The sequence below is a fragment of the Alcanivorax sp. genome (assembly GCF_040119285.1).
GTDB lineage: Bacteria > Pseudomonadota > Gammaproteobacteria > Pseudomonadales > Alcanivoracaceae > Alcanivorax.
The window spans coordinates 193749-212976 of sequence record NZ_JBEDTY010000034.1; the positions used below are offsets into that span (position 1 = coordinate 193749).

The following is a 19228-nucleotide window of genomic DNA, read 5'->3' on the forward strand; positions in this document are numbered from 1 at the left end:
GCGCTGGGCACTTTTGCTTGCAATGTCTTCGAAGCCATTTTCCCGTGTCGCTGTTGGACGCTTGCAGCTTCCCGCTTGGTTCTGCCGCTTGTAGCTTTGCTTCCCCCGTACGACAATAGCCGCCCATGAGCGAACCCCAATACGATTCTCTGCCGGATGAACTGTCGGTGCTGGTCAGTCAGCACTGGCAGCACTTTATTGAATCCGGACACCGTATCCCCGATGCCTTGTTGGTCGATCTGCCCCGTGTGTGGGCGGGGTCGGACTATGTGGCGGCCCAGTTTCAGCGAGATCCGGGGCTGGGGGAGTGGCTGCAGGCCAGTGATCTAGCCCAGGCTCTGGCGCCTGCTGCCCTGAAAGAAGAAGTGCGCGCTTTGCTGGCTGATTGTGAGGATGAAGATAGACTCAAGCGGGCCCTGCGCCGTCTGCGTCACCGCCATATGGTGCGCATTATTTGGCGGGACCTGGCCAGGATAGGCGATTACCACAGTGCCGTGGCCGACTTGTCGCTGCTGGCAGATACGCTTATCGGTGAAGCGCTGGCCGTACTCTATGGCTGGGCCTGTGAGCGTTGCGGCGCCCCGCTGGGGCCGGATGGCACGCCGGTCCGGCTGGTGGTGCTGGCCATGGGCAAGCTGGGCGCCCACGAGCTGAACTTGTCTTCCGATATCGACCTGATTTTTGCCTACGAGCACGAGGGTGAAATCGAAGGTGAACGCCGGGCGCTAACCCATCACCAGTTCTTTGTGCGTTTGGGCCAACAGTTAATCAAGGTGCTGGATCAGACAACCGCAGACGGCTTCGTTTTCCGGGTGGATATGCGCCTGCGCCCCTGGGGCAAGAGCGGTGTTTTGGCCATCGGCTTCGATGCCATGGAGGGTTACTACGAAACCCAGGGCCGCGAGTGGGAGCGCTATGCGCTGATCAAGATGCGCCCTATGGCGGGCGATCTGGAAGCGGGCGGCCGCTTGATCAAGCGCTTAAATCCCTTTGTCTATCGTCGTTATATCGACTACGGCGCGTTCCAGTCTCTGCGAGAAATGAAATCCCTGATCGAGAGGGAAGTGAATCGCAAGGGCATGCAGGCGGATGTGAAGCTGGGTGCAGGTGGCATTCGTGAAGTGGAATTTATTGTTCAGGCATTCCAGTTGATTCGCGGTGGCCAGTTGCCTGATCTACGTGAGCCGAATTTAATCAAAGTGCTGCCGCAACTGGTGGCGCTGGAGCTGTTGCCCGAAGATGTGGCTGACGAGTTGACTGAAGCGTATCTGTTTCTGCGTGATGTGGAGCATCGCCTTCAGGCGGTGGCGGACAAGCAGACACAGCGGCTGCCCGATGATGAGCTGGGCTGGCAGCGCTTGACCTATGCCATGGGCTTTTCCGCCCGGGCAGCGTTTGAGCGCAAGCTGCGCCGTTACCGGGAAAGTGTGCGTCATCATTTTAGCCAAGTGATTGCCGACCCGGAACAGGAAACCGATGAAGCCCAAGGCGCCGACCAGGAGCTGTTGGATTTGTGGCTGGGGCAGCTGGATGACGATGCTGCGCAGGCTCAACTCAGTGCCATTGGGGTGCTGGATGCGCAGGCTGTGTACGCGAGGCTAAGTAACTTCCGTGATAGCCGGTCGGTGGAGAATATGCAGGCCATCAGCCGTCACCGGCTGGACCGGTTGATGCCATTGATGCTCGAAGCGCTGGGTTATCAGGGGCACGGGGATACCACGGCGGGGCGCTTGATCGCTTTTGTGGAGGCGGTGCTGCGCCGCAGCGCCTATATAGCCTTGTTGGTGGAAAACCCCAGCGCGCTGACACAGCTTGTGAAACTGTCCGGTGCTAGCCCCTGGATTGCCGAGCGTCTCACCCGTCACCCGGTATTGCTCGATGAGCTTCTTGATGTGCGCACCCTCTACTCGCCACCGGAGCGGGCGGAGCTGGATGACGAGTTGCGCCAGCAGTTGCTGCGAGTGGCTGAGGATGATTTGGAGCAGCAGATGGAGGTGCTGCGTAACTTCAAGCAGGCCCATTTGTTGCGAGTGGCGGCGTCTGAGGTAACCGAAGTGCTGCCGTTGATGAAGGTGAGCGATTATCTGACTTGGCTGGCTGAAAGCATTCTTAATCAGGTGGTGATGCTGGCGTGGGAGCCCATGGTGGAGCGCCATGGCCGCCCATCACGGGATGATGGTCAGCCCTGCAGCCCGGACTTTGTGGTGGTGGGCTACGGTAAGCTGGGGGGCATTGAGCTGGGGCACAATTCCGATCTGGATCTGGTGTTTTTGCACGATGCCGCCAGTGGTGGCATGACTGACGGTGAAAAATCCGTTTCCAACGAGCAGTTTTATGCCCGCCTGGGGCAGCGCATCGTGCATATCATTAGCACGCGGACCATGAGTGGCCAGCTTTATGAGGTGGATACTCGTCTGCGCCCGTCCGGGAGCGCAGGCTTGTTGGTCAGTTCCATGGATGCGTTCGAAAAATATCAGCGTAATGATGCGTGGACCTGGGAGCACCAGGCACTGGTTCGTGCGCGCGTGGTGGCGGGCTGCAGTCGTGCCCGGAAACGCTTCAATGATATTCGCCATCAGGTGCTGTGCGACCCTCGTCCTAATGAGAAGCTTCGCGAGGATGTGTTGGCCATGCGCAGCAAGATGGTGGATCACCTCGCCGATAAAAGGCCGGACACTTTTCACCTAAAGCAGGATCCTGGTGGTATCGTTGATATCGAATTTATGGTGCAATACGGGGTTCTGAGATGGGCCTCCTCCCACGGTGAACTCACCCGCTTCACCGATAATGTGCGCTTGCTGGAAACACTGGCCGCACTGGACATTATGTCGGCTCAAGATGCCGGCTTGCTGCGGGAAGCCTATTTGGCTTATCGGTCCGCGGCTCATCGCGCCTCGTTGCGCAAAGAAAAATCCATTGTCGACGACACCCAATTCCGCGATTTGCGTGAAGGCGTTCGAGCGATCTGGAAGCATTGGTTCGACCTGTAGGGCGTTCGCTCAAAGGTCCTTAGTCTGGGAGTATCACTGCCATGTCAATGGCTGTAAGAGACGGTTTTATCTGGTTGGATGGCGAGTTGGTTCCCTGGCAGGAGGCCAAGGTACACGTCCTCACCCATACCCTGCATTATGGCATGGGGGTGTTCGAAGGCGTGCGAGCCTACGAAACGGATCGTGGGCCAGCGGTTTTTCGCCTGGAGGATCACACCGACCGGTTTTTCAATAGTGCGCATATCCTCAACATGAAGCTGCCCTTCAATAAAGAGCAGATCAACGAGGCGCACCTGTCGGCGATTCGCGAAAATAATTTGCCCCACGCCTACCTGCGCCCGATGGCGTTTTATGGCAGTGAAGGTATGGGCCTGCGTGCTCATAATCTTAAAGTGCACGTGATCGTGGCGGCCTGGGAATGGCCGTCTTACATGTCGCCGGAGGCACTGGAGTTAGGTATTAAGGTGCGTACCTCCAGCTATACCCGTCACCATGTGAATATCACCATGTGCAAGGCGAAAGCCAACGGCAACTACATTAATTCCATGCTGGCGCTTAACGAAGCCCTGTCCGGCGGCGCAGATGAAGCCTTGCTGCTGGATAACGAAGGTTACGTGGCGGAAGGTTCCGGCGAGAATGTATTCCTGGTTCGCGACGGCATCATTTACACCCCGGAACTGACCTCTTGCCTGGATGGGATTACCCGTAAAACGATCATCCAGTTGGCCGAAGAGCGCGGTTACCCGGTGCGTGAGAAACGTATTACCCGCGACGAACTCTACATTGCCGATGAAGCCTTCTTTACCGGCACCGCTGCTGAAGTGATGCCGATTCGGGAATTGGATGGCCGCATTATTGGTGCCGGCAAGCGCGGCCCGGTAACCGAGCAATTGCAGGCTGTATATTTCGATCTGGTGCGTGGCAAGCTGGATGATGACTACGGAGATTGGCTCACTTACGTGAGCTAATCAGGCGTATGCCGGCTACCTGGACCGACTCGCCCTCCGCCATCCTTGTCGTCGGCCCTTCCTGGGTCGGTGACATGGTGATGGCGCAAACGCTGTTTTCCGAACTGCGTCGCCAGTACCCTGATTGTGCCATCGATGTGTTGGCGCCGGCGTGGTGTAGCCCGTTGCTGTCGCGTATGCCGGAAGTGCGCGAAGCGCTGGCCTTACCGTTTGATCATGGCGATCTGCGCCTTGGCGAACGACATGCTCTGGGCAAATCCCTGCGTGGTAAATACCAGCAAAGCTATGTGCTGCCGAATTCGCTCAAGTCTGCGCTGGTGCCGTTCTCGGCCAAGATCCCGGTGCGCACCGGCTGGCGTGGTGAAATGCGCTATGGCCTGCTTAATGATGTGCGCAAGCTGGATAAGGAGCGCTATCCATTAATGGTGCAGCGTTTTGTGGCGCTGGCGTTACCGGATGAGGCACCGGTTTCTGCTCTAGACACGATTATTGCTCCGCACCTGCAAGTTAGTGATGCTTCACGCCATGCTGCCATGGCGGCCCATGATTTGAAGCTGGAGCGCCCGGTGCTGGGGCTGTGTCCTGGCGCTGAATTTGGCCCGGCCAAGCGCTGGCCGGAACATCACTACGCGGCGGTGGCCCAGCACTGGATAGAGCATGGTGGCCAGGTGTGGATATTCGGCTCCGGCAAGGATCAGCCGGTAGCGGACGTCATCGTCGAGACGTTGCAAAATGGGGCGGATCAACACGCGGTGGTGCTGGCGGGTAATACCTCCCTTGAGCAGGCGGTGGATCTGTTGTCCGCCACGCATGCTGTGGTCAGCAATGATTCCGGACTAATGCATATCGCGGCGGCTTTGAAGCGACCGTTGGTGGCCGTATACGGCTCCACCTCTCCAGGCTTTACCCCGCCCTTGGGCGAGCGGGTAGCAGTGGTACGATTGGGGTTGGAGTGTAGCCCCTGTTTCGAGCGTGAATGCCCCTTGGGCCACCTGAATTGCCTGCGCCAGTTGCCTCCTTCGCAAGTAATTGAGGCGCTGCAGCAACTGGAAACAGCGGATGCCTGAACGCATTGACAGGGCCTGACATGCGCGTGCTGCTGATAAAAACCTCCTCCATGGGGGATGTAATTCACACCCTGCCGGCACTTACCGATGCGCTGGCCGCGCTGCCGAATTTACAGGTGGACTGGGTGGTGGAAGACAGCTTCGCCGACCTGGCCCACCGCCATCCTGCGGTTAACACGGTTATTCCCTGTGCTTTGCGCCGTTGGCGTAAGCATCCTATCAAGGCGCGCCGTTCTGGTGAGTGGGCCACTTTCAAATCGGCTGTTCAGGCAACGCGCTATGATGCAGTCATAGATGCTCAGGGCCTGCTGAAAAGCGCTTTTGTTACGCGTTTGGGCAAGGGGCCCAAATTTGGGTTGGATAAAAAATCAGCGCGGGAAGGGTTGTCTTCCCGGGTGCTGGATCACCCCCTGCCTGTGCGTCGCGGTCAGCATGCTATTCAGCGCGTTAGGGAATTGTTATCGCTGGCGTTGGATTACCCTCTTCCTGATACTGCTCCTGATTATGGGCTGCCCCGTGAGCATGTGCCAACACCGCTAAGTGAACCCGCGGAGCTGGTGTTTTGCCATGGCACTACCTGGGCCACCAAACATTACCCGGAAGCGTTCTGGCGTGAGTTGCTGGAGTTGGCCAGTAGTGACGGGCATCGCATTCATTTGCCTTGGGGCAACGACGAAGAAAAAGCACGGGCCGATCGATTGGCTGCCGGACTTAAGCAAGTGACTGTGTTGCCGAAGATGGGATTGGATGCGCTCACTGACAAGCTGTTGAGCTGGGATGCCTTTATCGCTGTTGATACCGGGCTAGCGCACTTGGCAGCCGCTGCGGGCTTGCCCGGCGTAGCGCTATACGGACCTACCGATCCAGTACTGACCGGGGTGCAGGGTATGCGTGCGTCGTCGTTGGCGGCTGATTTTCCTTGCGCTCCTTGTGTACAGGAGAAGTGCACCTATAGGGGTGAGCTAGGCGAAGGCGTGGAGCCTCCCTGTTTTAGCCGCCTTAAGCCACAACAGGTTTGGCAGCAATTGCTGCGGGTGGCCGTATGAAGATGGCGTTTGTTCTTTTCGAGTACTTCCCGTTCGGTGGTTTGCAAAGGGATATGCTGGCCATTGCTCAAGCCGCTGAAATTCGCGGTCATCAGGTAACTATTTTTACCCGCGACTGGGATGGTGATAAACCTGATGCGATCTCTGTGCGTTTGCTGCCTGTGGCTGCTGGTAGCAATCATCGGCGTGACGCGTTATTTGCCCGCGAAGTAAGCCAATTATGGAATGACTTCGATCTGAGGGTGGGGTTTAACAAAATGCCAGGGGTAGACTGGTATTATGCTGCCGATGGTTGCCTTGCGGAACGTTATTCTCCTCCATGGTCCTGGTTGCCCCGTTATCGTAGCAAGCTGGCCATGGAGCGTGCAGTTTTTGCTAAGGATCAAGCAACTCGGATCTTGTCTATTTCGCCGCCGCAGAAAGCCCTGTTCCAAGTTCACTATGGTACTACAGAGCAACGCTTTGTTGATCTACCGCCAGGAATTCGCCGCGACCGGGTGTTGCCGCAAAATTACGCCTCGGTGCGCCAGTCTCACCGCAGGCGTCTGGGGCTGAAGGATAGTGAGCCCATACTGTTGTTTGTGGGGTCCGGTTTTCGCACCAAGGGGTTGGACCGCGCAATCCAGGTTTTAGCAAATGTGCCAAAGGCGCAATTGTTCGTGGTTGGTGATGATCGCCCGGCGCGTTTTGTATCGCTGGCTCGTCGGTTGGGTGTGACCGATCGCCTGCATTTCATGGGCGGGCAAGAGAATGTGCCAGAGTGGCTCTGGTCAGCGGATTTACTGTTGCATCTCGCCTATGCAGAAAATACGGGGACGGTACTGTTGGAGGCGGCCATTGCTGGTTTGCCGGTGTTAACGACGCAGGCATGTGGCTATTCACCGTATATCGAGCGAGCGTTCATGGGGCAGGTAATGAGCGATGCAGTGTCACTTGGCACCATGGCTACGGCCGCTCAGGCGCTCTTGGCGGAGGATCGGGATGTGTGGCGGGAGCGAGGCTTAGCGTTCGCTGCAAGCGAAGACATTTATGATTTGGTGGAACATGCTGTGTCGGCTCTGGAAGCGGGTGGCGGAGAGTGAGGATGAGCAACGTTCTGCGCGATGATCTGGCGGCAGCTTGGTTGGGTAGTGATCCGTTTGAGCAGGCTGCTCGGCAGGAGGGGGAAATTTTCCGGCAAAGAGAAGGGCGCAGAACGCTGCGTTTTGTCCATTCCGGAAAAGGATACTTTCTCAAATACCATGGCGGGATTGGATGGCGAGAAATCGTTAAAAACCTTGGCCAAGGGAAGTTGCCGGTGCTTGGCGCTATGCAGGAAGTTCGAGCCATTGAAGCGGTGCGGGCGACTGGACTAGATACCATGACGGTAGCGGGTTATGGCTGCCGCGGTTTTAACCCAGCCCGGCATGAGTCATTCCTGGTTACCGATGAATTAGTGAATACATTAAGTCTGGAAGAGCTCGGTGAAGACTGGCTTAAGGCCGGTGAAGTGCCGGTTAAATTTAAACGTCAATTAATTATTCGCGTGGCTGAAATTGCCCGCCGTATGCATGACGCAGGTATTAATCATCGTGACTTTTATTTGGCACACTTCCTGATGCCGGTATCAGCTGCCCGCGCCAAGGATGAGCATGCACCACTTTTTTTGATTGACTTGCATCGTTCTCAGGTGCGGAGAAGTGTTCCAAGAAGGTGGCGAGTCAAGGATTTGGGTGGATTGTATTTTTCTACTGCTCGGTATGGGCTGACGCGTAGAGATGTGTTGCGATTTTTGCGTGAATATAGTGGGTTATCTTTGCGAGAAGTGCTGGCAAGGGATGCTTCATTGTTAACGGCTGTTCAGCGTGAAGGTGAAAAAATTTATAAGCGTTATTATGAAAAAACGCCAAAGTTCCCTCTGCAGTTCAATCCTCACCCAGGAAAAGACATATGAATACGGGGTTTTCAGTTGTCATTCCTGCATATAACTACGGCCACTGTATAGAACGTGCTGTCCGATCGGTATTGAATCAGTCTTATCCTGTTTTTGAAGTTATCGTGATTAATGATGGGTCCACGGATGACACGGATGTCCTGATGCAGTCACTGATGGAGGGTGATAACCCTCGGTTGCGTTACATCACCCAGAGCAATCAAGGGCTATCGGCAGTACGGAATAGGGGGGTAGAGGAATCTACCTATCCGTGGTTAGTTTTTCTGGATGCTGATGATGAAATGTGCCCAGAGGGGCTGGCAGCCTTGGGACAGTGCTTCCAAGAAAACCCGGAGGCGTTGTTATTGATTGGTGGGCACTTTTCATGCAGTGGAGAGGTCTGTGACCAGGTCCATCCATGGCCCGCCTCTGACAATAAGCAGAAAAACTTTTCTGCTTTTCTAGAGAAGAAATTCAGCCTATCGAATGGCGCTTGTGCAATGCATCGCCAGCTATTCATGGCCGTTCGTTATGATCCTGAGTTACGACACACTGAAGATTTGCCGGTTTTTGCCCATGTTATAGCCAATTACCCTGTGGCGACTGTTTCGTTGCCTATTGCCAAAATTCATAAGCATGTCGGTAGCATGAGGCATGATGTAGATGCTGCATTAGCAGTGGGGATGTCGTTGGAAAGCCGGATTTTCGATAATAATGGACTTCCAGAATGGGCGCAGCCTATGCGCAAACGCTACCGAGTGCGCCGGCTGCTCTCATTGTTGAAAATCTGTGATCGAGCTGAGCGTTACGGAGATGTCCGTCGTTTATACGGGCAACTTTTCAGGGAGTCCCCTTTTATGGCTATGCAGCCTCGTTATATACGCCGCCTGATCAAGAGCCTGATGAAATGACGGCACTGTCAGATTTGCAACATAGATGCTGGGATGAGATTGAGCCTTTCTCTCTTGAGCTAGCGCAAGAAACGTTGGTGGCTAAGAGCATTTTGCGGCATTTACCTGGGAAAAGGTTGGTGGTGAATGGCCGCTGGCAGGGGCAGCCGGTGATTGCCAAACTGTTTTTTAATGACAAAAAAGCAGTTGGTCAGCATGAGTATGCCTTGCTGAGAAAGTTGGCGGCCCAAGGTGTTCAGGTGCCGGAAACGATTGCTGTATTGGAGCAGGGAGCTCATACGGTTCTGTTGATGAAGCCGGTGGTGGGGGCTGAGCTGGGTACGTTATTGGAGAAGACGTTTAACCCTGCTTTGCTGCAAAGTTTATTGGACACCGTGTGGCAGTTGTATGACGCTGGCTGGATACAGACCGACTTACATCTAGGAAATTTTCTGGTGGATGAGGCATGGGGTATCGTCTGTCTGGATGCAGGTGAAATTAGGCCCGTCCCTTCAAAGAGAGGCTCGCGTGCGCTGGTGGATAATCTGGCTCTGATGTGCTCCCAAGCTTCATTAGCACTGCAGGACCAATTAATTCTTCAGTGTTATCAGTTCATGCGAGCCCGGGGTGTCGATGGTCGTGATTTCGAAAATAAGTGCCGTAGGTTCCTACAGAAGCGGATGGTGCAAGCTGATCGAAAGTGGCAGCGTAACTGTTCTGCGGTCCACCTAGAGTCGATAAAAGACGGCATTGCATACATTGATCGTGAACATCGAGATAAGACTCGTACTTGGCTGACGTACTGTGAAAACCCAGAAGGGCTGCCGCTGATAAAAAAAGGTAGTCGTGTCAGTGTATTCGCAGATGAAGCCTGGGTTGTAAAGCATTATCAAAAGACCGGCTTGAAGGCACGTCTTAAACAAAAAATGAAACACTCTAGAGGGATGATCAGTTGGCGCCAAGGTTGGCTATGGGCGCTACTCGGAATACCAACACCCCGTCCGGTTATACTCGTTGAATTCACTGACGGTGCACGAGCGGGAACCAGTGTTATCGTCTTCCCGAGACTGAAATCGCAGGCGCTAAGCCTGGTGATGGAGCAGCAGCGCTCCCGAGCGCAACATCTGGCAGAGGGCGTGAGGCTGTGGTTAGGACGTTTTCTCTGGGCGGGTATTAGCCATGGAGATATGAAGGCACAAAATATCCTGGTCACCGATAATGACGATATTTGCTTTATTGATCTTGATAATGCGGGTTTTAGTTTACGCCCCCGCCGGGCAAAAGAAAAAAATAGAAAAGACAGGATGCGGTTCGAAAGAAATTGGGAGCAATTTAGATAGCGATAACGAAAGTCTTTTTTCTGTCGATACCCCTAAATGGCAGAAAATAGACGCGTAACGGTGTGACTCCCCCCCGTATGAGTAGAAGGTTAGCCGACCTTTAACAGCTGGCTTGGAGGGCGTCCGGCCGATAGCTGAAGCCTCTCGTTTTTTTATAGCCACAGCCACTATAAAGGCTTAAGTCTGATCATTTTATTGTTGGTGACTTTAGCTCTGTAGTCAGCAGGTTCAGTCGAGGTGGCGTGAAATGCGTTCGCGGATGAAATTCCAGTGTTCCGTGTTAGGGGTGCGCCAGGATCCTGGTATGCAGTAAGTCTCTTTCAAATAAGAAATGAAGTTTTCTCTTAACTTATTGTTTGGCGTCCAGTCGTCGATTTTCAAGAGCGCTGCAGAAAGTTCTTGGGTATTGGATGCGCTCAAGGCTAGGCCGGGTATGTTGTAAAAGGCATTCGCCAAAACAATTACTGGCTTATTCAAAAGAATAGCCTCAAGCCCAACTGTGGAATTGAGTGTTATTACAGCTTTTGATTTCTCAATCAAGTTTTGGGTTTCGTTGCCGTTGGCAAACAGCACACTTTCTGTCTCTCTTTTGTGTAAGTCTGGGTACGCTATAGGGCTGCTAGGGTGTTCCTTAAATATAAATGTATTTTCTCCGCGATTGATTTTGGCTAGTTTGTCGAATAGATCGCGCATGTCACTAATCCACGGACTATGATTTCTTACCTGAGTGTCCCTGTCATCCTGAAAAGGGACAAAGAAAAAGCTTTCTGGTAGATCGATTGCGCCACCTTTGTCGCTTCTAGCTTTGCGTGGAATGAGCTTCTCTTTCAATGAAGAGGGGTTCTGAGGAGTATATTGTAAGAAGAAACTGCTGTCACGGGGGACTGAGTTATCGTAGTTGACCCCTTTGGGGTCAAGTGTGGTTGTATTAGGAAGAATTCCATTTTCAAAATAAAGTATTTGCCCTCCGTACAGTTCGGAAATTTTTTTTACGATTTTGTGATATCGATGGCTGCCGTTCCATACCCCAACTACTAGGTCTCCGTGATGCTCTCTGAATAATCGGGCGAGAGATGTCGCAATAAGGCGAAGCTCTAAATGTAAGCCTAGTTCATATAGAGCTGACGCTCTTTTTCCTTTTTGCTTTCGTCCTAGTATTTTTTCACTGGCTAGTTCTTTGTAGGTCGGGCTTGTGAGGCCGGAAAAAGAAAAAGGGCGCCAGTGTTGCGCGATATTTTTCCATTCAAAGACTTTTCCTGACATGCCGGTATTGCGTAATATTTGATTAAAATATTGAGAGTGGTGTTTGGCTACGGAAATAAAAATAAGTTTTTTCATTTTGTCTCTAGTCAATGTTGTATGACAAAAAGGATGTTGACCCGGTTTTTATTTTTTTTATTGTTGCTGTGATATTTTCTGTAGGATTACTAATATTTTCAATATGAAAATGAGAAAACTCCTCTAGGCGAAGTTTCCATCTGTCAATATTTTTCTCTAGCGAGTCCATGATTTCTGTTAACTCTTCTATGCTCCCTGCTTGAGGGATGTTAAATCGAGAGCACTGGAAGAAGTCTGATTTCTGACCTAGGGGGATGGTAGGAATTCCGGCGACGGAGCAGTCTAGGATAGCATTGGTGTAACCACACCAAGCCGCAGTTATGCCTTTTAATGACTGGTCAAGAGTCTCATTTACAGGACAGAAGGCAATGTTGTTGTGCTGTTGTGAAAAGATATCCCAAGGGGAGCCTGTTCCTCTGGGGTGACGGCGTATGCGTAAACTCCAACTTGGATTGTTCTTTAACCAATCTAAGGCAATTTCGCATATTTTGCGGTAGTCACTGCTTGTTTCTTCATCAGGGCCAGCACCCAAGAAAAGTATTTGTTTTGATTTCAAATCTGGTTGGTGTTTTTGTGGGAGAGAGAAATACGGACCTGTTAAAAGCGCTTTTGTATGGCCAAATCCGGGTGTTTGCTTTAGAAACTCCAGTGAACTAACGCCAAATAAAGCATAGTAATCATAATCCCGGAATGACAGGCGACTTGATTGATCGCTTATGATGCCATGGGCTATGTGAAGTGTATGCGTTTCGGGTGAACTTAAGGTGCGCAAAAAGGTACTCGAGGCCCAACCGTTGCGTTCGGTTATTATAATTGCTGGCTTAAAACGGGCCAGTAGGTAGGCCGCTCTGGCTGCAGGTAAATAAAGAGCCATCGGGACAGGTTCGGAAGGGCGACAGAGCTGTTTTTCTTTCAAGACCTTTCTGTTGCTCCTTGTTACTGTTTCTGAAACTGTTAAGCCTTCCTCGCGCATCGCGTGAATAAAAGATGCCTTTCTTCCTTGTTTCCATGATTTTTCTGAAGGGTGGATCAGAAGTACATCACATTCTTCTGGAGTCCTTATTTTATTTGTGGTTCGCAGTGAGGAATATACACCATATATTATTTGTCGAAATTTCCAAAATCCGCCTTCTCTATCCGTGAAGTAATCAAGCAGATTATGATAATGTTTCATGGTTATTTTGGAGTGAACTCTATGGTTAGTCATGCCTAGAGCGATAGCTATTGGGGGCCATATTTGTAACCAAGTGTCGCCAGGTTTGTTCCATAGACTGTAGCCCTCGACCCAGAATGTAATAGAAGCAAAAACCCACCAAGAAAATGCACAGGAGAAAAGTGGCTCCGAACGGTTTTTTAATAGTCGCCATCCGCAGAGTAACCATAATATGGAAAACAATGCGACGCCAATGGCCCCTATCGTAATCCCGGTATGGATAAGTAAGTTGTGTGGATGCTGAAAAAGTTGGCCATCTGCGCGCATGACTATGTAGTCGCTGCCTAAGCCAAGCCCTCCTAGTGGATTTTGAGCCCATGAAGTTAAGCCGCTTATCCATAATGAAGGTCTGCCAGATAGGCCCCGCTCAAGCAGTGCTTGAGGGAAGGCCACTAGCATTAATACTCCTATCGCAATAGCAATACTTGCTATTGGCACTAACTTCCGCCAATTCATATCAAGTATTGAGGGCGCTAGCAAGGCTAAAAATACCGCCCCCCAGACACTTCTGCTTTGACTAAGTAAAATGATTGAAACCATTAAAATTAGCTGGGCAAAATAGAGTGGGTGCTTTAGCGATTTCTTTTTTGATAGAGTGAAAAAAATGATGATAAGGGTTGCAAAATAACGACCTGCTTCAAGGGGGTTGTTGATGAGTGTACGGCCCTCCAGTCTTATTGTTAATGAATTGCCATTAACAATAAAAAAGTCTATCAGCATAGCTAATGCTATGAGGGAAGCGATGGGCAGGCACAGCCTGAGAGCTTGAACCAGTGCTGTAGGTTCTATGCGGGATAATAGGATAATAGGAATAATGGTTAACCATGAATACATTATTTCCCGAAAACTAGAAAAAGGTTCGGTCGTTTCGCTCCAATATAAGGATATTGCAGACCATAGGCTGAGAGCAATAAAGGCAAGGCCGTGATAAGACGACAATATACGCAGTAACTCATTCCGTTGATGCCATGCATAAAAGGCTGCAGGAATCCATACGAGCAAGCAAAGCAAAACTTGGTAAGGCCGGTATGCGGTGACGATAGCTAGGCCGGTAAAAAGCCATATCACACCAGCCATGGCTAACCAAGAGGGCGGTGTGAGTAGCTTGGTTTGAGAAGATGCCATTTTAAGCCGCCTTTAAGCTCGAATAAAGGAATTCATGGTGGTTGGTTGTCCTCATCTCATTTCCGGTGATGGGACTTCTTTTTATTCGCTGCTTATGGTTGATTGGGTTATGGGGTTGGAGGCCCCCTGTGGGTACATATTTTGTTGTTTGTGTCCGGCCCCTAAATTTAAAGTGGCGGTAAAGATCGGCAGCTTGCTATCAAATTGTATTGTGTACATTAATTCGTGCTCAAAAAATGGTCGGCTTGGCAGCTAAGTTCCAGCAGCGAATAATGACGGCCCTCTAATAACGTTTTGATTGGCCGTCAGGCTGATGTTTAAACCGCTTGTGAACCCAGAGATATTGTTCGGGGTGCTTGCGCACATAGTGCTCAATTGTGCTGTTAACCCGTGCTGTATCCGCTTTATCGTCGCCACAGGGAAAATTTTCCAGCGCTGGGCCGAATGCAATTTCGTAGCGGCCCCCGGGGAGGCGGTAGTGCGCGCAGGGGATGACGGCCGCCTTGCCCATTCGGGCGATGCGGCTGGTGGCGGTAATGGTGGCGGCGGGTACTCCAAAAAAAGGCACAAATACCGCGTGGGCGGTGCCGTAATCCTGATCCGGGGCATACCACACTACGTCGCCTTTTCTGAGTAAGCGAACGATCTGTCGAATATCCGTGCGGTTGACGATGCCTTTCATGTACTTCAGACGCCCCCTGTTGATCAATCGATCAATCACCAGGTTGTTGTTAGGGCGATAGACCGCATTCATATCAAATGAGTAACTCAGTAACCGCGATCCTACATCTATGCTGTTGAAATGCATGCCGAGTAACAACACCCCTTGCCCTGCGGCCTGAGCATTACGGACATGCTCCAAGCCATTGATAGTCAGGTGTTTATCGAGGTTGATGCGATGGTTGCTGAAGCTTCCGGCCATTTCCAGAATGGCTTCGCCGGTGCTGACCATGCAGCGCCTGGCTAAGGTTTCTTGCTCTTTGGCACTTAATTCCGGGAAGCAAAGGCGAATGTTGGTCTGAACAATATGGCGACGTTTTTTTGCCAGATGCCAGGCAAGATGGCCCAGTCCACGACCGGAGGTCAATAGGAAGTTCCACGGTAGCTGGCCGACTAGCCAGAATAGCCCGGCACCTAGCCAGCTTGGGTATAGGCGCGGATCGGAGAGGCGTGAAGGCCGGTTGGTGCGTTTTCCCATGGTAATTTCAACGACTATTGGGATGGATGGTCGAACGCTCGCTGAGGCGGGCCAGCAGAAGCGCTAAAGGCAGCCAGAGGCTAAGCCAGCTGGCATGGAATGGCACGAGTAGATATGCGCCTGCGGCGTAGGTCATACACAGGCCAGGCACAACAGCAATGGTGTAGGCCGCACTGTCATGCCAGTTGATCTGGCGCTGCAGCAGGGCGGTAAGTGGACTCGCCCAGCTGGCGATGAACAGCACCAGGCCGACCAATCCCAGCGCGTGAATCAATAGCAGAAAAATATTTCGGGGGTGGGCGAGGGTTTGTAGGTGGGTGCCGTTGTAGGCGAGCACACCATTCAATGTTTCGTGATTCAGGCCGTTACCGATCAAGGGGTGAGCGAAGTAGCTGTTCACCTCTACACTGTGGCTACCGTGTAGCATTAGGTACAAGGCCGCGGCCAAAGGGATCAGGCTCAGCCAACGGCGAGAGCCACGGGTAAGCAGCCAAGCGACAGCAAGCATGATGCACATTAACCCCAGAGGCAAAGAGGTCAGGCAAAGAAATCCAAAGCCTACCCCGGCACCGACCAAGCGGCGGGCGCCCTTGCCGGATGCTCCCTCTTCCATGCCCTGTGCCAGAAGAATGAACGTCGGTGCCACCATGGCCATCAGGGCCAGGGAGGGGTCAAGTGAAGGCATGCGAAAAATCAGGTTTGCCGGTTCGCTGAACAGGGGGCTGGTGAATGGCTGAGTGGTGTAGTAGCTGACCATGACGACTGAGGACACAATCATGGCACACAGGGCGCCATTGGCCATGGCTTGTTTAAAGGTGTTACGGAAATACAGGTGTAGCCAACGAAATAACCCCACCATCACCACAATCTGCACCATGCCCCGCACAGTGCGTGAGGAATTGGGTTCTTCCGCCCAGGCTAGGCTGAGCAAGGCCCAGGCGAGCAACAGATAAAGGGGAACAAGAAAAGGGGAGGTCATCAGGCGGCGATCGCCACTCACTACGGCGCGGGTGAGCAGGGTTAGGCCGGGCAAAAAGAAAAGCACATCTAGCACGTTAAGCAGGCCAATGCGGGAGCTGAACAGGAAGACACCGCTGAACATCACTGCAAATGATAATGTGAGCCACCAGCGTAGCCAGCGACCTTGCATGATGTTGGGGGGCAGTGGTGGCATAGCGTGTCCTGTTGCTTCCAAGTTGGGCAAGGGTTAAGGGCTACTGAATGATACCCTGACAGCGAGGTGATGCGTAATTGCCGGGTGACACACTCACGCCCTCTTGTGGCGCGAAGTGTACTGTCTGAACCGGTTTGCCTCCACTGCTATGCTACAATTGCGGGCAATTCGGCTCTGTTGTCTTTTGGAGACATTGATGCAAAACCCGCACATCCCTTCTTTTGCCCAAGCCCGTGTTCTGGTGGCGGGTGATGTCATGCTGGATCGCTATTGGCACGGCCCCACCAGCCGTATTTCACCGGAGGCGCCAGTGCCTGTGGTGCGCGTGACCGAGCTAGAAGATCGCCCTGGTGGGGCCGCCAATGTGGCATTGAACATGGCGGCGTTGGGCGCCCGCGCGGAATTGGTCGGGGTGACAGGTAACGATGAGGCTGCGTCTATTCTGGAGGAACGCCTGGCGGCGGCAGAAGTGGGCTGCCATTTTCAGAAAGTGGCAGGCTTGCCGACTATTACCAAGTTGCGCGTGATTAGCCGCCAACAGCAGTTGCTACGACTGGATTTCGAAGAAAACTTCCACCATCAGGACCCCGCCCCTTTTGCAGAGCAGGTAAAACGGCAGCTGGCCCACTGTGGCGTGCTGGTGCTGTCTGACTATGCCAAAGGTGCGCTGCGAGATTGCCCTGGGCTCATCGCCCTAGCGCGGGATGCCGGTGTGCCGGTATTGGTAGACCCCAAAGGCACGGATTTTGAACCTTATCGCGGCGCGACCCTGCTGACACCGAATCTTAGTGAGTTTGAAGCGGTGGTGGGGCCTGTGAAGGATGAACAAGACCTGATCGCCAAGGGGCAGCAGCTGATCCGTGATCTGGATTTACAAGCAATACTAGTGACCCGAAGCGAGAAGGGGATGACGCTGTTGCGTGATGGCCAGCCAGAGCTACACCTGCCGGCTCGGGCCCGTGAAGTATTCGATGTCACTGGCGCGGGGGACACGGTGATCTCGGTACTGGCGGTGTCTTTAGCTGCGGGCGCCGCCATGGAAGATGCGGTGGCCTTGGCCAACATTGCCGCTGGCATTGTGGTGGCGAAACTGGGCACGGCGGTGGTCTCCGCTCCCGAATTGCGTCGTGCGGTGCATCAAGAGGGAGGCTCCGGTCGTGGCGTGATGAGCGAAGCGCAATTGCTGATTGCCATCGAGGATGCTCGCGCCCAGGGCGAGAGAATCGTTTTCACCAATGGCTGTTTCGACATTATCCATGCCGGTCATGTGGGGTATTTGGATACGGCTCGTCGGCAAGGGGACCGCTTGGTGCTTGCTGTAAACGGTGATGAATCGATTCGACGGTTGAAGGGGCCGGGTCGGCCTATTAATCCGCTTGAGCGCCGCATGGCCGTCTTGGCTGCGTTGGAGGCGGTGGACTGGGTGGTGGCTTTCGATACTGATACACCGGAGCCGCTGTTGGAGTCCATTAAGCCAGATGTTCTTGTGAAAGGCGGTGACTACAGCGTAGACCAGGTGGTGGGCCACGAATTTGTGAAAAGCTATGGTGGTGAGGTAAAAGTGCTCGATTTCATCGATGACATCTCCACCACCAAGATTGTGGAGCGCATTCGAGAGAAAGATTAACAGATTCGCGGGTGGAGAATGAATTACTAACGAGTGAACACTTGCCGGTTACTCGCGTGTTCAGTGCGGGTGTGGAGATGCCGAGTTGCCCGGCCTCCGCTTTCAGGATGACAGGGAAGGAAGCCCCGGAAGCGACTCTGGGGTCTTCACGTCTGAGGTTCTCCGCCCATGCTCCCGTTTTGGCCTGTGACTATGAAGGACGATGATTGGCTGCCGGAGGTTAAGGCGGTCTCCCTGAAAGTCGTGGTGGCTAGCTAACTAATGGTTGTTGTTCGCAGCAACGCCGGCTGTGACGCGATTAGCGTTCGCAGTTCACCGGCGACGCTTGATGATACAGCGGTAGGGTGTCCCCCATCCGCTCCTTCAGTGCCTCGATGCGGCTGTCGTGATTAGGGTGGGTGGAGAGAAACTCCATAGGTTGGGCACCGCCTGCGGCGGCCATATTGCGCCATAGTTGAATGCTTTGTCGTGGATCAAAACCCGCGCTGGCCATCAACTCTAGGCCAATGGCGTCCGCTTCCTGCTCATGGCTACGGCTGAACGGTAGCGCAATCCCCAGATATGCTCCCACGCCGAGGGCCTGCCGAATATTCTCGGTATCTGCATCACCTTCACTGAACAGCCCAACGATGAACAATACCGTTTTGATGCCCAACTCCTGGGTTAACCGCTCGTTGCCGTGCTTGGCCAGTACATGGGCGATTTCATGGCCCACCACTGCGGCCAGCTGGTCGTCGCTTTGTGCCACCTTAAGCAGCCCTTCATTGACGCCTATCTTGCCTCCGGGTAGAGCAAAGGCATTAGGTGTGGAATCTGCGAACAGCACCACCTCCCAGGTGGTCGGCATGGTCGCACCAGGAAAGCGTGCGGGGATGCGGCTGATCAGGTGCTCTGCCACGCATTGCACCTTTCGGCGGGCGCTTTCGTCGGTACTCACCGGCAACTGCTGCTGCATCTGCACAAAAGTCTGACGACCAAAGTCCGCCATCATAGACTCTGGTACTAGCGCGAGTTGGTCGCGACCGGTGGGCGTCTGGTCGCAGCCGACCAGCAGCAAAGGCAAAATGGCCAAGAGGAAAAAACGCACAGGGGAAACCTTGTTGGAGCGGCGCTCAGGCCGCGAAGTTATGCTTCACGGTAGCGCAGGTTGTGGGTGTTGTGTAGGGACGCCAGAAACGAAAAGGCCCCGCTCTTGTGAGCGGGGCCTTTTTTTTGGTTCATCGCGGAATTCCGGGAAAAGCGGCTTTGATCTTCATGAAGAAGTAGTCGTTATCCCGGAAGCCGTACGCCATCCTCTTGATGACCTTGATCCTGTTGTTCATTCCTTCAAGCACGCTGGT

General features: G+C 53.1%; 15 protein-coding genes. 9 read left to right on the forward strand and 6 right to left on the reverse strand.

From position 1 onward, the window contains the following. Positions 1–125: 125 nt before the first annotated feature. From glnE to ABNH10_RS13425, 8 genes are read left to right on the forward strand one after another with little or no spacing between them, the layout of a single operon-like run. On the forward strand, positions 126–2990 hold the full coding sequence (gene glnE, locus ABNH10_RS13390; RefSeq protein WP_349386407.1) for a bifunctional [glutamate--ammonia ligase]-adenylyl-L-tyrosine phosphorylase/[glutamate--ammonia-ligase] adenylyltransferase: 2865 nt from the start codon (positions 126–128) through the stop codon (positions 2988–2990). A gap of 41 nt (positions 2991–3031) precedes the next feature. Continuing rightward, on the forward strand, positions 3032–3958 hold the full coding sequence (locus ABNH10_RS13395; RefSeq protein WP_349386408.1) for a branched-chain amino acid transaminase: 927 nt from the start codon (positions 3032–3034) through the stop codon (positions 3956–3958). Positions 3959–3966: 8 nt separating this feature from the next. Next, complete coding sequence (gene waaF, locus ABNH10_RS13400) at positions 3967–5025, forward strand: lipopolysaccharide heptosyltransferase II (RefSeq protein WP_349386409.1); 1059 nt, start codon at positions 3967–3969, stop codon at positions 5023–5025. Positions 5026–5045: 20 nt separating this feature from the next. After that, positions 5046–6071 carry a lipopolysaccharide heptosyltransferase I gene (gene waaC, locus ABNH10_RS13405; RefSeq protein ID WP_349386410.1) on the forward strand — a complete coding sequence of 342 codons (1026 nt, stop codon included), beginning with the start codon at positions 5046–5048 and terminating at the stop codon, positions 6069–6071. Further along, positions 6068–7153 (forward strand): glycosyltransferase family 4 protein, encoded by a 1086-nt coding sequence (locus tag ABNH10_RS13410; protein ID WP_349386411.1) that lies wholly within the window; start codon positions 6068–6070, stop codon positions 7151–7153. Before waaC ends, ABNH10_RS13410 begins: the two co-directional genes overlap by 4 nt. 2 nt (positions 7154–7155) lie before the next feature. After that, positions 7156–8004, forward strand: coding sequence for a lipopolysaccharide core heptose(I) kinase RfaP (gene rfaP, locus ABNH10_RS13415; protein ID WP_349386412.1), 849 nt, complete (start codon positions 7156–7158; stop codon positions 8002–8004). Next, positions 8001–8894 (forward strand): glycosyltransferase family 2 protein, encoded by an 894-nt coding sequence (locus ABNH10_RS13420; RefSeq protein WP_349386413.1) that lies wholly within the window; start codon positions 8001–8003, stop codon positions 8892–8894. The genes rfaP and ABNH10_RS13420 overlap by 4 nt, the downstream gene beginning before the upstream one ends. Continuing rightward, on the forward strand, positions 8891–10213 hold the full coding sequence (locus ABNH10_RS13425; protein WP_349386414.1) for a lipopolysaccharide kinase InaA family protein: 1323 nt from the start codon (positions 8891–8893) through the stop codon (positions 10211–10213). The genes ABNH10_RS13420 and ABNH10_RS13425 overlap by 4 nt, the downstream gene beginning before the upstream one ends. Before the next feature lie 228 nt (positions 10214–10441). Here ABNH10_RS13425 and ABNH10_RS13430 read toward each other — a convergent pair whose 3' ends face one another. The 4 genes from ABNH10_RS13430 to ABNH10_RS13445 all read right to left on the reverse strand — a co-directional run bounded on the left by ABNH10_RS13430 (position 10442) and on the right by ABNH10_RS13445 (position 16261). Beyond that, the gene (locus ABNH10_RS13430; protein ID WP_349386415.1) at positions 10442–11551 is read right to left on the reverse strand and encodes a capsular polysaccharide export protein, LipB/KpsS family; all 1110 of its coding nucleotides are present in this window, start codon (positions 11549–11551) and stop codon (positions 10442–10444) included. A 7-nt stretch (positions 11552–11558) separates the two neighbouring features. Next, entirely contained in the window at positions 11559–13889 is a 2331-nt protein-coding gene (locus ABNH10_RS13435; RefSeq protein ID WP_349386416.1) for an O-antigen ligase family protein, read from the reverse strand. Positions 13890–14172: 283 nt separating this feature from the next. Then, positions 14173–15087, reverse strand: a complete 915-nt coding sequence (lpxL, locus tag ABNH10_RS13440; RefSeq protein ID WP_349386417.1) for an LpxL/LpxP family Kdo(2)-lipid IV(A) lauroyl/palmitoleoyl acyltransferase — start codon at positions 15085–15087, stop codon at positions 14173–14175. 7 nt (positions 15088–15094) lie between these two features. Further along, complete coding sequence (locus ABNH10_RS13445) at positions 15095–16261, reverse strand: hypothetical protein (RefSeq protein ID WP_349386418.1); 1167 nt, start codon at positions 16259–16261, stop codon at positions 15095–15097. 196 nt (positions 16262–16457) lie between these two features. On the opposite strand from ABNH10_RS13445, the gene hldE reads away from it, so the two are divergent. After that, the gene (hldE, locus tag ABNH10_RS13450; RefSeq protein WP_349386419.1) at positions 16458–17888 is read left to right on the forward strand and encodes a bifunctional D-glycero-beta-D-manno-heptose-7-phosphate kinase/D-glycero-beta-D-manno-heptose 1-phosphate adenylyltransferase HldE; all 1431 of its coding nucleotides are present in this window, start codon (positions 16458–16460) and stop codon (positions 17886–17888) included. Positions 17889–18186: 298 nt separating this feature from the next. On the opposite strand, the gene ABNH10_RS13455 is transcribed toward hldE, so the two are convergent. Together ABNH10_RS13455 and ABNH10_RS13460 are read right to left on the reverse strand one after the other, a co-directional pair. After that, on the reverse strand, positions 18187–18975 hold the full coding sequence (locus ABNH10_RS13455) for a M48 family metallopeptidase (protein ID WP_349386420.1): 789 nt from the start codon (positions 18973–18975) through the stop codon (positions 18187–18189). 130 nt (positions 18976–19105) lie between these two features. After that, the coding region (locus ABNH10_RS13460) for a transposase (RefSeq protein ID WP_349384873.1) at positions 19106–19228 on the reverse strand (123 nt) is incomplete at its 5' end.

Excerpts from the sequence above, each read along its gene's own strand:
- glnE (WP_349386407.1), top strand. The coding sequence starts at position 126 with ATGAGCGAACCCCAATACGATTCTCTGCCGGATGAACTGTCGGTGCTG.
- ABNH10_RS13395 (WP_349386408.1), top strand. The coding sequence starts at position 3,032 with ATGTCAATGGCTGTAAGAGACGGTTTTATCTGGTTGGATGGCGAGTTG.
- waaF (WP_349386409.1), top strand. The coding sequence starts at position 3,967 with ATGCCGGCTACCTGGACCGACTCGCCCTCCGCCATCCTTGTCGTCGGC.
- waaC (WP_349386410.1), top strand. The coding sequence starts at position 5,046 with ATGCGCGTGCTGCTGATAAAAACCTCCTCCATGGGGGATGTAATTCAC.
- ABNH10_RS13410 (WP_349386411.1), top strand. The coding sequence starts at position 6,068 with ATGAAGATGGCGTTTGTTCTTTTCGAGTACTTCCCGTTCGGTGGTTTG.
- rfaP (WP_349386412.1), top strand. The coding sequence starts at position 7,156 with ATGAGCAACGTTCTGCGCGATGATCTGGCGGCAGCTTGGTTGGGTAGT.
- ABNH10_RS13420 (WP_349386413.1), top strand. The coding sequence starts at position 8,001 with ATGAATACGGGGTTTTCAGTTGTCATTCCTGCATATAACTACGGCCAC.
- ABNH10_RS13425 (WP_349386414.1), top strand. The coding sequence starts at position 8,891 with ATGACGGCACTGTCAGATTTGCAACATAGATGCTGGGATGAGATTGAG.
- ABNH10_RS13430 (WP_349386415.1), bottom strand. The coding sequence starts at position 11,551 with ATGAAAAAACTTATTTTTATTTCCGTAGCCAAACACCACTCTCAATAT.
- ABNH10_RS13435 (WP_349386416.1), bottom strand. The coding sequence starts at position 13,889 with ATGGCATCTTCTCAAACCAAGCTACTCACACCGCCCTCTTGGTTAGCC.
- lpxL (WP_349386417.1), bottom strand. The coding sequence starts at position 15,087 with ATGGGAAAACGCACCAACCGGCCTTCACGCCTCTCCGATCCGCGCCTA.
- ABNH10_RS13445 (WP_349386418.1), bottom strand. The coding sequence starts at position 16,261 with ATGCCACCACTGCCCCCCAACATCATGCAAGGTCGCTGGCTACGCTGG.
- hldE (WP_349386419.1), top strand. The coding sequence starts at position 16,458 with ATGCAAAACCCGCACATCCCTTCTTTTGCCCAAGCCCGTGTTCTGGTG.